We start from the raw sequence: 12,233 nt of genomic DNA on the forward strand, positions 1-12,233 counted from the left end.
ACGATGAACGAAACTCTTGCAAAACTTGGAAAAATCGGCCTGATACCGGTGATAAAGCTCGATTCGCCGGCGGAGGCCCTTCCGCTCGGAAAGGCGCTCGTCGCCGGAGGGCTTCCCGTGGCGGAGGTCACCTTCCGCACGGAGGCGGCGGAAGAATCGATAAGGATACTCGCGAATGAGCTGCCGGAGCTCGTGCTCGGCGCGGGGACCGTGCTGACGACGACGCAGGCCGAGGCGGCCGCCGCGGCTGGCGCGCGCTACGTCGTGACCCCCGGCTTCAACCCAAGGGTCGTCGCCCACTGCCTCGAAATGGGATTGCCGGTCACTCCCGGCGTAAATTCCGCAAGCCAGATAGAAGAGGCCATTGAGATGGGGCTCGACGTGGCGAAATTTTTCCCCGCCGGCCCCTCCGGCGGCACGGAGATGCTCAAAGCCTTCGCGGGACCTTACGGCGGTAAGATATCATTCATCCCCACCGGCGGCGTCGGCCCCAAAAATCTCACGGAATACCTCGCCTGCCCGAACGTCTTCGCCGTCGGCGGCAGCTGGATGGTCCCCTCCGACGCGGTGAAGGCCGGCGACTTCGCAAGGATAGAGGCGCTCTGCCGCGAGGCGCGCCTGCTGTCGCTCGGTTTCTCGCTGCTCCACATCGGCCTCAATCCCTGCGCGGGGACGGATTCCCTCGCCGAGGCGAAGATGCTCTCGGCAATGCTCGGCATGCCCTTTAAAGAGGGCGCCGGTTCGGCCTTCGTCGGAGATTCCTTTGAATTTATGAAATCGGCGGGGCGCGGCGCGAAGGGACACATCGCCGTCGGGACACTCTCCGTCGAAAGGGCGCTCGAATGGTTCGCTGGCTTTGGCATGAAGCCCGCCGCGGAGACGATAAAGACGAAGGGGAACCATATCTCCGTCGCCTATCTGGACAACGAGATATGCGGCTTCGCCGTGCATTTTGTAAGAAAATAGAGCTGAAAGCAATCGGACGTCAGGCTCGGAAAAGGAGTACCGAAATTGTTAGAGGGAGTTAAGGTCTTAAGTTTTACTCATTATTTGCAGGGACCGTCCGCGGCGCAGACATTGGCCGATCTTGGGGCCGACGTGATAAAAGTTGAGTCTCCGAAAGGAGCCTATGAACGCTCATGGTCCGGCTGCAACACCTACCCAGGCGGCATCAGCATGTTCTTTTTACTCGCCAATAGAAACCAGACCTCCGTCGCGATAGATCTCAAGCGTCCCGAAGGCAGAGAAATGATTCTCAAGCTCGTGAGGGAATACGACGTGGTCATAGAAAATTTTCGAGCAGGGGTAATGGAAAAGCTCGGCCTCGGCTACGAGGATATGAAAAAAGCGAATCCGAAAATCATATACTGTTCGTGCTCGGGCTACGGGTCGTCCGGCCCGTACGTGAAAAAGCCCGGCCAGGACCTTTTAATACAGAGCATGAGCGGCCTTGCGGCGCTGACTGGCTCCGATCCCGAACGTCCGTCGCCTGTCGGCACGGCGATCGTAGATCAGCACGGCGCGGTGCTTGCGGCGCTGGGCGTGATCGCGGCGGTCTACGACAGGGAGCATACGGGAAACGGCCATAAGGTCGAGGCCAGCCTTCTAAGCTCTGCGCTTGATCTTCAGATGGAATCGTTAGGCTATTATATGAACGGCGGGCATTTTACAGAACGCCCAACGAGCGGCCTGAGCACGCGTCTCCATCAATCTCCGTACGGCATATATACGACAAGCGACGGATGTCTGACGTTATCGCTTGTTCCGATAGATCAGCTCAGAGAAATATTCACCGAAGGAGCCCTCGACGGCTACACGGCGGCAGATCAAATGAATAAAAGAATAGAGTTTGACAAGATCGTCTGTGCCGAGATGAAGAAAAAAACGACGGCGGAATGGACAAAACTCTTTGACGAAGAGGGAATATGGTACGCGCCCGTCAACGAATACGATGAAGTGCTACGCGACGAACAGGTGATATACAACGGCAGCATCCTGAAGATGAAACACCCGCGCGCCGGCGAAGTCCGAGTAGTAGGGCACCCGAACAGGTACGATGGGAAAAATGCCGCGATACGCAAGCTGCCTCCGGAGCTCGGCGAGAGCACCGCGGTCGTCATGGAGAAACTCGGATATGACGCGGCGGCGATTGAGGACTTTAAGCGGCGAGGCATTGTCGCGGTAAAGGAAGTGTAGGCTGTGGATTACAGAAACAAACTCGTAAAGATCGACATAGAAGGCCGAGTAGCGACCGCGTCCCTCTGCAATCCGCCGCTGAACATCCTCACGCTTGAGATGAGCGCGGAGCTGCGCGAGAGCTTCCATAAACTTGAGGAAGACGACGGCGTCCGCGTCATAATCCTTCGCGGCGACGGAGAAAAAGCATTTAGCGTTGGAGCCGACATCAAAGAATTTCCGCTCGTATGGGACGATGTGATAGGGAAAAAGCTGCTTAACGAAAACCTCGCTGTCGACGCGATAGAGCTTACAGACAAACCGGTCATTGCGGCGCTTGAAGGTAACACGCTAGGCGGAGGCTGCGAGCTGGCGATGGCGGCGGACATTCGCTTTATGAGTGAGAAGGGGCGCATTGGCCTTCCAGAGATAAACCTCGGCGTATTCCCGGGAAGTGGAGGTCTGTTTCGTTTGGCGCGCTACGTAGGCGTCGCTAAGGCATACGAGATGCTCTACACTGGAATGATAATAGACGCGGAAGAGGCTCTGAGAATAGGGCTCGTGAACCATCTTGCGCCTTCCGGCGAGAGTCTGAAGCAAGCCGTGAAGCTGGCGCGCGTGATAGCAGACAAACCCGCGGAGGCAATAAAGCTCATCAAAAAGGGTGTCAGGGAATTATGGCAGAAGACGACGGAAGAAAATTTCCGCCCGAATCTTGAATTCAGCAGGAGTGTATTCAAGACGGCGGACTGTGCCGAGGGCGTGGACGCTTTCATACATAAACGCACACCGGAATTTGGGAAATAATGCGGGACAAAGAGGGCGGCGAACGATGGAGATTACGACGGACGTACTTGTCATAGGAGCAGGAGGAGCCGGTTGCCGTGCAGCGATCGAAGCCGCCGACTGCGGAGTTTCCGTGCTCATTGCAAGCAAAGGAGCGCCGGGAAAGTCTGGCGCCACAGCATATCCTGTGGCCGAGATGGCGGGTTACAACGCCGGCGACGCCCGCATGGCGGGGGACACACAACGTCACTATGACGACATAATGGCGGCTGGGCGTAAAATGGCGGACGGCAGGCTGGCCGCGATAGTCGCGGCAGGCGCGCCCGGTACCGTGCGTCGTCTCGAAAAATGGGGCGTAGCCTTTGAACGGGCCGAAGGAAACTATTATATTTTTAAAAGTTGCTTCTCTAGCCATCCGCGCACACATGTCATCCGCGGCCACGGCGAGCCGATCTTGAAAGCGATGACCGGGCAGATAGCGCTCAGGCCTAATATCAAGATCGCAGAAGACTTTTGCGTTGTCGGCCTCTGCGTCTCCGACGGGACATGCGTTGGCGCGTACGGCATATGCGGCGGCGAGCTGACATTCGTAAGAGCGAAAGCCATCGTGCTTACGGCAGGTGGAGGCGGCCGCATTTTCAAGCGCAGCATGAATCCGCGGGACATAACAGGCGACGGCTATTCGATCGCCTACCGTGCCGGGGCTTCGCTTGTGAACATGGAATTTTTGCAGATAGGGATAGGCTTTTCATGGCCCGTTGAAAACATATTCAACGGATATATATGGGAGGGACTCCCGAAGCTGCTCGACGCGGACGGAAGAGATATTTTTGACGGTCTCCTGCCGAAGGGAGTGACATCCGAAGACGTAATGCACGAGCACAGGAAACATTTTCCGTTCTCAACGAGCGATGACTCGAAATACCTTGAAATAGCGGTGCATTCTGCCATAAACTGCGGACGCGGCACCACGCACGGAGGCATCCGCGCAGACCTCTCGCATATGACGGAAAGTCACATCAAAACCGTCAAAGACGACTGTGGCATACGTCGTATGTGGCCAATGGCACTGGAATACATGCGGACGAAAGGCGTAGATCTGCTGAAAGACGGGGCGGAGATCGCATGTTTTGCACACGCCGTCAACGGCGGTGTAAAAATAGACGAAAACGCCATGTCGGATGTCGAAGGGCTCTTCGCCGCGGGAGAATGCGCCGGCGGCCCGCACGGCGCGGACAGGCTCGGCGGCAACATGATGGTCACATGTCAGGTCTTCGGCGAAATCGCTGGAAAGAATGCTGCGGCTCATGCGCTGAGACACCGCACTCTCTGCGATGCGAACATATCGGCATCGGCAAAAAAGGACGAAGCATGGAACGCGCTCTTCAAAAGCACGGACGCCGAGGAAAAATTAGGAAGGCTCCAGGCGTCGGCGCAGAAAAACCTTCTCGTCCGTCGTACAGAGGAGGGGCTTTCTGAGCTTATATCTACGGCGCGCGAGGCGGCGAAAGAGCTGGCGGAGTCGCCGTCGTGCGACAAACCGGCTCCGAAAAATGCGGAACTTTGGCACGCCCTAACCTCGGCGGAATTGATGGCGCGGTGCGCGTTGGCAAGAAAAGAGAGCCGCGGCGCACACCACAGGGCGGACTTTCCGTTCATGGACGAAGCGCAGGGCGTCCCTATTGTTATAAACGAGAGAGGCGGGCTGCTTCGTTAAGGCTTGCTTCTGCGTTATATGATAGTTTTATAGGTTTTCGCATGAAAACCTAAATATAAAAAATCAAAGGAGAAACAATCATGAGAAAGACGGCATTTTTGTTTGCGGCAGTATTGGCGATAGCGGTTTTTGCGGCTTGCGGGCTCACAGCGAAAGAGGCGGGCGCGGCGGACAAGTACACACTGAAGATATCCACCTCACAAACGGATCAGTCTCTGATCTCACGTTCTTACATGATGCTTGCGGACAGACTGACGAAGAAAACGAACGGACGCCTAGACGTTAAAGTCTTCCCCTCGGGGCAGCTCGGAAATGACGAAGACGTTATCGAACAGGCGATTCAGGGAGTAGGCGTTGCCGTCAACACGGATCCCGCGAGAATGGGTACCTATGTCAAAGAAATGGGTATCCTGATGATGGGCTACTTTGCGGATAATTATGACGAGTGCAACAAGGTCACTAAGACGAAGACCTTCAAGAACTGGGAAAACGAACTGGCGCAGAAGCACGGCATTCGTGTACTTGCGTTCAATTTCTACGACGGCCCTAGGCATTTCATGACCAATAAAGAAGTCACGAAGCCGGCAGATCTCAGTAACCTGAGGATACGTACGATAGGATCGGAAGTCTGCCTATCTTCTATCAGCGCAATGGGAGCGACGCCGATAGCCATGTCATGGGGAGAAGTCTACAACGGGATACAGTCAAAGGCTCTTGATGGCTGCGAAGCACAGAACACATCAACATATCCGTCAAGAATTTATGAAGTCTGCAAATTCCAAAGCAAGACGGGCCATTTCCAGCTCATGCAGGGCCTCATCTGCGGCGAAGTCTGGTTCAAAAAGCTTCCTGCCGATCTTCAGAAAATACTCGTTGAAACAGCCAACGAAGTCGGCGCAGAGAGCGCAAAGCTCGTTATGACAGAAGCCGACAAATGCGAGCAGAACATGCAGAAGGCCGGCCTCAAGGTCGTAAAACCCGACATTGCGGCTTTCAAGGCAGCTATGAAACCGGCGTACGACAAGCTTGGCTATACGCAGCTCAGGAGCCAGCTTTACAAGGAAATCGGCAAAAAGTAACAACGCCGGAAAAGTTTGCGGATATGAAACAGCTCAATGCGGCAATTCTTAAAATAGAAGCTCTCATATCCAGCGCGCTGTTATGCCTCATTTCGGTCCTGGTCTTCATTTCGGCAATGGCCAGGACCGTTGGGAGGCCCATCAACTGGGCGCAGGATGTTGCTCTTCTGGCTTTTGCGTGGCTAACGTTCATCGGGGCTGACGTGCTGGCAAGGTCCGGCAGGCTTATAAATATCGACATGCTGATATATGCGCTGCCGAAATGGCTGCAAAAAATCATTGGCATAATCTTTGATCTAATGATAATTGCCTTCCTGCTGCTTCTGATGATAAACGGAGAACAGCTTGTTTCACAGAGCTGGAACCGACTCTTCAACACGCTGAAGATGAGCTATGCATGGTGTACGATGGCGGTTCCCGTAGGGACGTTTCTTTTGCTTACAACGATGATCGGCAGCACGGTGAAAGATATTAAAAAACCTGTGAAGGATTGGGGGAAGAACTAATGGTATCGGCGATAGGATTTTTTATGGTATTCCTGTTCCTTGGAATGCCCGTCGCTTTCGCGATAGGTATCTCCGGCGCTATATTCTTCTTCATGACGCCCGATATCCCATGGACGATATTGGTGCAGAAGTCGCTGTCGACTACACAGTCCTTTACGATGCTCGCGATACCGCTCTTCATATTCGCGGGCAACCTGATGAATAATACGGGGATAACCTCGCGCCTCGTAAAACTAGCAAATGTTCTTACCGGACATATGTACGGCTCGATAGGACAGGTTTCTGTCGTCCTGTCGACGCTTATGGGCGGCGTTTCAGGATCCGCCGTCGCGGATGCAGCCATGGAATGCAGAATACTCGGCCCAGAAATGACAAAGAGAGGCTATGCCCCCGGATGGGCCGCCGCCGTTAACTGCTTAAGCGGGCTTATAGTCGCTACTATACCTCCGTCTATGGGGCTAATCATATTTGGGACCGTTGGAGAGGTCTCTATCGGACGCCTCTTTGTCGCTGGTTTTGTGCCCGGTATCATAATGTGCATAACGATGATGATCGCGACATCGTGGTCGGCACGCCACTTGGGCTACAAGCCCGATCATGACAAACCTTACCCGCTTAGCGTGATAGCTAAGGCATGTTGGGAGAGCATATGGGCGCTTATGTTCCCATTTATTCTCATTATACTGATACGCATTGGGATAATGACACCATCAGAGTCCGGCGCTTTCGCGATTTTCTACGCTCTTGTGGTCGGCGTGTTCATCTATAAGGAACTCGACATGGAGAAGTTCAAGAAATGTGTTTTTGAAAGCGTCAAGGACCTTTCCGTCATAACGATGATCCTCGCCCTCTCCGGTATATTCAGCTACGGCGTTGTTTTTGACCAGCTTCCGCAGCAGGCCGCCGATATGCTTGTCGGATTTACCGACAGCTCCGTTGTTTTGCTGTTCAGTATCATAATTATGCTTACGATATGCGGGATGTTCATGGAAACGACGGTCATTACCCTTATCGTCACGCCGATACTGCTTCCGGTCGTCCGCCAGTACGGCATTGACCCTGTGCATTTCGGGATAATCATGATGACGACAGTCACGATGGGATGTTCCACGCCGCCTGTCGGCGTAGCGCTGTACACCTGTTCGAGTATAATGAATTGTTCCGTACAGGAGGTTACGAAATATGCATGGCCTTGGTTTGTTGCAATATTTGTAACACTTATGATCAGCGTCTTTTGCCCAAAGCTGATCCTTTTCCTGCCGAATTTGGTCTACGGAGTATAGCGTGCTACAAAACAAGGCTGACAACGCGATAGACCGCAAGCGTCGGTGCTGTGTCAGCCTTTATTTGTAATTACATACATATACATTTGTCGGATAGGCATCGCGAAAATGAGAAAACATGAGAGGTGAAAATATTATGGTCAAGCTTAACCTTGAAGATTTAAAGCACCGCTCCGAATGGAGCGCGGCGGGCATCGATATTCCCTCCTTTGATATAGATAAAATGAGAGAACATACTAAGACACATCCGAGATGGGTCCACATAGGCCCCGGCAATATTTTCCGCGGCTTCATCGCCGACCTTGCCGACAGGCTGCTCGAGGCCGGAGAGATGGAAAGCGGCATCACGGTCGTCTCCACCTTCGATCAGCAGGTGATATCCCAAATATACGAGCCATACGACGATATGGCGCTGCGCGTCGTGATGACCGCTGACGGGCGCTTTTTCAAAAAAATCGTCGCCAGCGTCGGTGAAGTGCTGCGCGCCGACGGCGATTATCCCGCGGAATGGGCGCGCGCCAAAGAGATATTCGCCGACCCGGGGCTCCAGATGGTGAGCTTCACCATCACGGAGAAGGGATACCATATAAAAGGCATCTCCGGCGAATATTACCCGGAGGTCCTGGACGATTTTCGCAGCGGCGCATCCGGCGCGGCCCCGAAAAACGGCATGGCGGCCGTAGCCGCGCTGCTGCTTGAGCGGTACAAGGCCGGCGCGCATCCCATAGCGATGGTCAGCATGGACAACTTCTCGCACAACGGCGACAAACTCCTGGACTCCGTAAGCGCCTTCGCGAAAGAGTGGTGCGCGAACGGCACGGCGCCAGACGGATTCTTCGGCTACGTCAGCGACCCGAAAAAGGTATCGTTCCCGTGGTCGATGATAGACAAGATCACCCCTCGCCCCGACGCGTCGGTCTCCAAAACGCTGAACGATCTTGGCTTCGAAAGCACGGAGCTTGTCGTCACGGACAAAAAGACGTACATCGCCCCCTTCGTCAACACGGAGGCCCCGCAGTATCTCGTCATAGAAGACAGCTTCCCCAACGGACGGCCGCCGCTTGAAAAGGCCGGCGTACGCTTCACGGAGCGCGCCACGGTAGACCTAGTGGAACGGATGAAAGTCTGCACCTGCCTGAACCCGCTGCACACCGCGATGGCCGTATTCGGCTGCCTGCTGGGATACACCTCGATAGCCGCGGAGATGAAAGACGAATCCATCGTGCGGCTCATCAAACGCATCGGCTACGTCGAAGGCATGCCCGTAGTGGCGGATCCGAAAATATTCGTCCCCGCGGATTTCATAGCCGAAGTCATAGGGGAACGGCTGCCGAACCCCTACATCCCCGACACGCCGCAGCGCATAGCGACAGACACCTCGCAGAAGCTGCCCATCCGCTACGGCGAGACGATCAAACATTACATGGAGCGCCCCGATCTCGACGTGAACTCCCTGCGCGCGATACCGCTCGTGATCGCGGCGTGGTGCAGATATCTGCTCGCGCTCGACGACGAGGGCAGGCCGATGGAGCTGAGCCCCGACCCGCTCGCCGGCGAACTGCGCGAATACCTCGGAGAAGTGAGATTCGGCGACCCCGATTCAGTCGGAGAGAGCCTGCGCCCGATACTTTCAAGCGAACGCATTTTCGGCACAGACCTCTTCCGGGCCGGCCTCGCCGACAGCGTCGCCGGATACTTCAAACGCATGATCGCGGGGCCGAAAGCCGTGAGGCAGACGCTCGATGCCGAGACGGCGGCAATGAAACAGTAAAAGCGTGAAAGAAAAAGTAAAAAAAGGGGGCAAAGCGCAATGAAAATGACCTTCAGGTGGTACGGCGAGAAAAACGACAGCATACCTCTGAAATACATAAAACAGATACCGGGCTGCTCCGGCCTCATGGGCTTCATCGACAAGGCCGCCGGCGCGCTCTGGAGCGAACAGGAGATCAAAGAATACGTCGACCATGTCCACGCCGCGGGGCTGGAGGTCGAAGTGATCGAAAGCGTCAACGTCCACGAGGATATCAAGCTCGGGCTGCCGTCGCGCGAAGAATATATCGACAATTACATAAAAACGATAGAAAACCTCGCGAAATACGGCGTCAAAGCGATAGTCTACAACTTCATGCCCGTATTTGACTGGCTCCGCACAGACCTCGCGCGCGAGATCCCCGAAGACGGCTCGAACTCGCTTTACTACGACGAAGCCGAACTGGCCGGCATGACGCCCGTCGACATCGTTGAAAGCACCGCGAAAAACTCAAAAGGCTTCACGCTGCCCGGATGGGAACCTGAAAGGCTGAAAGACCTGGAGCGCGTCCTCGCGCTCTACAAAGGCGTCGCTCCCGACGACCTGCGCGCGAACTACAAATATTTTCTGGAAAAGATCGTCCCAACCTGCGAAAAATGCGGCGTGCGCATGGCCGTCCACCCCGACGACCCGGCGTGGCCCGTCTTCGGGCTTCCGCGCATAGCGCACACACAGGAAGATTTTGACAAGATCGTATCCTTCGCCGACAGTCCTGCAAACGCGCTCTGCCTCTGCACCGGCTCGCTCGGCTCGAGCCCGGAGAACGACATCCCCGGAGCCATAAGGCACTTCGGAGAGAAAAACCGCATCGCCTGCGTCCACGTGCGCAACGTGAAATATTTAGGCCATCGCAAATTCCGCGAGGCGGCGCACCTTTCAAGCGACGGCTCGCTCGACATGTACGAAATAATGAAGGCGATATACGAAACGACGCCGGAGACGTACATCCGCCCCGACCACGGCCGCATGATATGGGACGAAAAGGGCCGCCCCGGCTACGGCCTCTACGACAGAGCGCTGGGGATAGCGTACCTGAACGGCCTATGGGAAGCGCTCGATAAAGGACAGAAAAGATAAGATCGGGGCGAAAAAATGAAACGTGTAAAATATGGCGAGATGTTCGAGCTCTTTTACTCGATAACCACAGGGCTCGGATTCACAGAAAGCAAGGCGATGACGGCCGCGGGGATATTCACAGACAACAGCTGTGACGGAGTTTATTCGCACGGGCTGAACCGCTTTCCGCGCTTCGTCTCGTATATCGAAAAGGGTGTGGTCGCCCCGTGCGCCGAGCCCGCGAAGGAAATATCGTTCGGCGCAATTGAGCGATGGAACGGCAACCTCGGTATCGGCTGCACAAACGCATACCAGGCTATGGAACGGGCGGTGGCGCTTGCCTCCGAATACGGCATTGGCTGTGTTGCAATGAGAAACACAAATCACTGGATGCGCGGCGGCACATATGGCATTGAGGCCGCGAGCAAAGGTTTTATCGGTATATGTTGGACAAACACCGCGGCGAACATGCCGGCGTGGGGCGCGAAGAGCTGTTCAGTCGGCAACAATCCGCTCGTCTTTGCTTTTCCGCTGAAAAGTGCGCCGATGGTAATAGATGGCGCCCTCGCCCAATATTCCTACGGCGCTCTCGAAAGCGCGGTGATGGACGGGCGCAAACTTCCGTTCCCCGGAGGCTTTGACGCGGACGGAAGGCTCACAGACGACCCCGCCGCCATCCTCGCCACGAATAGGGTGCTCCCGATAGGTTTTTGGAAAGGCTCGGGCTACTCTCTGCTGCTTGATGTGATAGGGGCGGCACTTTCCGGCGGTTTGACCGTGCCTGATGTCGCTCGCATGGGTGACGAGATCGCATTAACGCAGGTGTTCATAGCGATAGACCCTGAAAAGACCTCAAGCCGCGAAGCGGTGGACGAGATGTCCAACAAACTCATCCGAGAATTTAAAACCGCGGAGCCAGTAGAGGAGGGAAAACCAATCTATTATCCCGGTGAAAAGGCCGCTCTTACAAGGAAAGAAAATATAAAAAACGGCATTCCCGTAAACGAGACGATTTGGGACGAAATGCTCGCAAAGGCCGCGTCGTTTCCTCACGCGAAAAACCCGACTTCCGCGCTTGATATGTGGATGAAGATGCGTATACAATCGGCAAAATAGGCCCGGCATCTCTCTGTGGATGCCGGCCTCTTCCCGGTGGATTGAAACAGTTAGGGGACGCGCCGTGCCGCCAAATGCCGGACGGCCGCCATTTATTTCAATTCTTCCTGCCTCTTTTCTCCAGAGCCGCCGCTAAACGGTCTGAAAGGACCTTTCCCAGCCAGCCGGTCAATATCCCGATCATCGCGCCGGCGAGCACGTCCGTCGGGAAATGCAGGTAGAGGTAGAGGCGCGAGAAGGCTATCAGCACCGCCAGCGCCGCCGCGGGCCGCCACCAGCGGCAGCGGCTGAAATAAAGCGCGGAGGCCGCGGCAAAGGCGGCTCCCGTATGACCGGAGGGGAATGAGAAATCACCGGGGCGCGTGACGAGCAGCTGTACGGCGGTATTAAAGTCGCAGGGGCGGGGGCGGGCCACAAACGGCTTGAGGATGCCGTTGCAGATCACGACCTCGATGATCAGGGCCAGAAGCAGCGCGCCGCCGGCCCTGCGCACGCGCCCGTTCGGAAAGAGGAGCGCCAGGACCCCCGCGGCGAACCAGAGCAGCCCCGAATCGCCCAAGCGCGTGATCAGAGACATCAACACGTCGCCGATACCGCTGCGCATATTGCTCTGGATAAAATCCAGGAACGTAAATTCAAAGCTCATGGCGGATCATCCGTTCCACTCTTGAGATACGGCGCGAAACGTCCGCGCCGGCCATTTAC

General features: G+C 55.5%; 11 protein-coding genes. 10 read left to right on the forward strand and 1 reads right to left on the reverse strand.

Going from position 1 to position 12,233, the window contains the following annotated elements:
- The first annotated feature begins 3 nt into the window (after window positions 1-3).
- The 10 genes from eda (at window position 4) to yiaK (ending at window position 11,528) form a co-directional block, all read left to right on the forward strand.
- Window positions 4-966: a bifunctional 4-hydroxy-2-oxoglutarate aldolase/2-dehydro-3-deoxy-phosphogluconate aldolase gene (gene eda / locus CLOEV_RS14220; RefSeq protein ID WP_034444552.1), complete on the forward strand. Its 963-nt coding sequence runs from the start codon at window positions 4-6 to the stop codon at window positions 964-966.
- Window positions 967-1,011: 45 nt separating this feature from the next.
- The gene (locus CLOEV_RS14225) at window positions 1,012-2,196 is read left to right on the forward strand and encodes a CaiB/BaiF CoA transferase family protein (RefSeq protein WP_034444554.1); all 1,185 of its coding nucleotides are present in this window, start codon (window positions 1,012-1,014) and stop codon (window positions 2,194-2,196) included.
- A gap of 3 nt (window positions 2,197-2,199) precedes the next feature.
- Window positions 2,200-2,982 (forward strand): enoyl-CoA hydratase/isomerase family protein, encoded by a 783-nt coding sequence (locus CLOEV_RS14230; RefSeq protein ID WP_034444557.1) that lies wholly within the window; start codon window positions 2,200-2,202, stop codon window positions 2,980-2,982.
- Between the two features lie 25 nt (window positions 2,983-3,007).
- Entirely contained in the window at window positions 3,008-4,678 is a 1,671-nt protein-coding gene (locus tag CLOEV_RS14235) for an FAD-binding protein (RefSeq protein WP_084482458.1), read from the forward strand.
- Window positions 4,679-4,758: 80 nt separating this feature from the next.
- A complete protein-coding gene (locus tag CLOEV_RS14240; RefSeq protein ID WP_034444559.1) occupies window positions 4,759-5,757 on the forward strand; it encodes a C4-dicarboxylate TRAP transporter substrate-binding protein in 999 nt (332 codons plus the stop codon).
- 23 nt (window positions 5,758-5,780) lie between these two features.
- A complete protein-coding gene (locus CLOEV_RS14245; RefSeq protein WP_034444561.1) occupies window positions 5,781-6,263 on the forward strand; it encodes a TRAP transporter small permease in 483 nt (160 codons plus the stop codon).
- Window positions 6,263-7,546 carry a TRAP transporter large permease gene (locus tag CLOEV_RS14250; protein WP_034444564.1) on the forward strand — a complete coding sequence of 428 codons (1,284 nt, stop codon included), beginning with the start codon at window positions 6,263-6,265 and terminating at the stop codon, window positions 7,544-7,546. Before CLOEV_RS14245 ends, CLOEV_RS14250 begins: the two co-directional genes overlap by 1 nt.
- A 136-nt stretch (window positions 7,547-7,682) precedes the next feature.
- Window positions 7,683-9,317, forward strand: coding sequence for a mannitol dehydrogenase family protein (locus tag CLOEV_RS14255; protein ID WP_034444567.1), 1,635 nt, complete (start codon window positions 7,683-7,685; stop codon window positions 9,315-9,317).
- 39 nt (window positions 9,318-9,356) lie between these two features.
- Window positions 9,357-10,433 carry a mannonate dehydratase gene (gene uxuA, locus CLOEV_RS14260; protein ID WP_034444569.1) on the forward strand — a complete coding sequence of 359 codons (1,077 nt, stop codon included), beginning with the start codon at window positions 9,357-9,359 and terminating at the stop codon, window positions 10,431-10,433.
- A 15-nt stretch (window positions 10,434-10,448) separates the two neighbouring features.
- Window positions 10,449-11,528: a 3-dehydro-L-gulonate 2-dehydrogenase gene (gene yiaK, locus CLOEV_RS14265; RefSeq protein WP_008708874.1), complete on the forward strand. Its 1,080-nt coding sequence runs from the start codon at window positions 10,449-10,451 to the stop codon at window positions 11,526-11,528.
- A 97-nt stretch (window positions 11,529-11,625) separates the two neighbouring features.
- On the opposite strand, the gene CLOEV_RS14270 is transcribed toward yiaK, so the two are convergent.
- On the reverse strand, window positions 11,626-12,174 hold the full coding sequence (locus tag CLOEV_RS14270; RefSeq protein WP_034444571.1) for a phosphatase PAP2 family protein: 549 nt from the start codon (window positions 12,172-12,174) through the stop codon (window positions 11,626-11,628).
- Window positions 12,175-12,233: the final 59 nt, after the last annotated feature.

The sequence above is a fragment of the Cloacibacillus evryensis DSM 19522 genome (genome assembly GCF_000585335.1).
GTDB lineage: Bacteria > Synergistota > Synergistia > Synergistales > Synergistaceae > Cloacibacillus > Cloacibacillus evryensis.

Coding starts and splice junctions, on each gene's coding strand:
- eda (WP_034444552.1), top strand. CDS start 4: ATGAACGAAACTCTTGCAAAACTTGGAAAAATCGGCCTGATACCGGTG.
- CLOEV_RS14240 (WP_034444559.1), top strand. CDS start 4,759: ATGAGAAAGACGGCATTTTTGTTTGCGGCAGTATTGGCGATAGCGGTT.
- CLOEV_RS14250 (WP_034444564.1), top strand. CDS start 6,263: ATGGTATCGGCGATAGGATTTTTTATGGTATTCCTGTTCCTTGGAATG.
- CLOEV_RS14235 (WP_084482458.1), top strand. CDS start 3,008: ATGGAGATTACGACGGACGTACTTGTCATAGGAGCAGGAGGAGCCGGT.
- CLOEV_RS14270 (WP_034444571.1), bottom strand. CDS start 12,174: ATGAGCTTTGAATTTACGTTCCTGGATTTTATCCAGAGCAATATGCGC.
- uxuA (WP_034444569.1), top strand. CDS start 9,357: ATGAAAATGACCTTCAGGTGGTACGGCGAGAAAAACGACAGCATACCT.
- CLOEV_RS14245 (WP_034444561.1), top strand. CDS start 5,781: ATGAAACAGCTCAATGCGGCAATTCTTAAAATAGAAGCTCTCATATCC.
- CLOEV_RS14255 (WP_034444567.1), top strand. CDS start 7,683: ATGGTCAAGCTTAACCTTGAAGATTTAAAGCACCGCTCCGAATGGAGC.
- yiaK (WP_008708874.1), top strand. CDS start 10,449: ATGAAACGTGTAAAATATGGCGAGATGTTCGAGCTCTTTTACTCGATA.